Origin of the sequence: Parendozoicomonas verongulae (assembly GCF_009711465.1) — a bacterium.
Classification (GTDB): Bacteria; Pseudomonadota; Gammaproteobacteria; order Pseudomonadales; family Endozoicomonadaceae; genus Sansalvadorimonas; species Sansalvadorimonas verongulae.
Genome location: NZ_SMME01000235.1, coordinates 1 through 402 on the forward strand (window position 1 = coordinate 1; position 402 = coordinate 402).

Annotated in this window: 1 protein-coding gene; it reads right to left on the reverse strand. The window is 47.3% G+C overall.

Annotated elements, in window-relative coordinates; translation table 11 throughout:
- Positions 1 to 99: 99 nt before the first annotated feature.
- Complete coding sequence (locus E1189_RS00330; RefSeq protein ID WP_155158167.1) at positions 100 to 303, reverse strand: hypothetical protein; 204 nt, start codon at positions 301 to 303, stop codon at positions 100 to 102.
- Positions 304 to 402 lie beyond the last annotated feature (99 nt).

A 402-nucleotide genomic window follows, 5' to 3' on the forward strand; every position in this document is an offset into this window, starting at 1 on the left:
GGAAATCAAACCCTCGGGATTTGCTGCCATATTTATGATACATCAGGCTCCCCCATTAGCTGCTATCCACTCCCACACATCCTTTCCCGCACGTCCCCATTACGCAGAAAAGTTCAATACTATAGCTGAACCAGTGGTGGATTCACTGATACCAATATCATCCGAAAGCTGCCGACTTGTACCATCATAAGAAACAAACCATTCGCCATTAGGAAGGCGCAAGGCCTTGTTGCCAAACTGCTGTGGAAGGGTTTGGTCGAGATTTGTTGTCCCGCCGACGGGAATGATAATGAATGTACTCATACCGCGCATGCTAGTGAAATTGGAAATTTGTGTCCACGAAGCACAATTATACGACGACAGTGGTAGCAGGGTGTCGTTTGAGCATCAATCAGGGTGTTG

Coding starts and splice junctions, on each gene's coding strand:
- E1189_RS00330 (WP_155158167.1), bottom strand. CDS start 303: ATGAGTACATTCATTATCATTCCCGTCGGCGGGACAACAAATCTCGAC.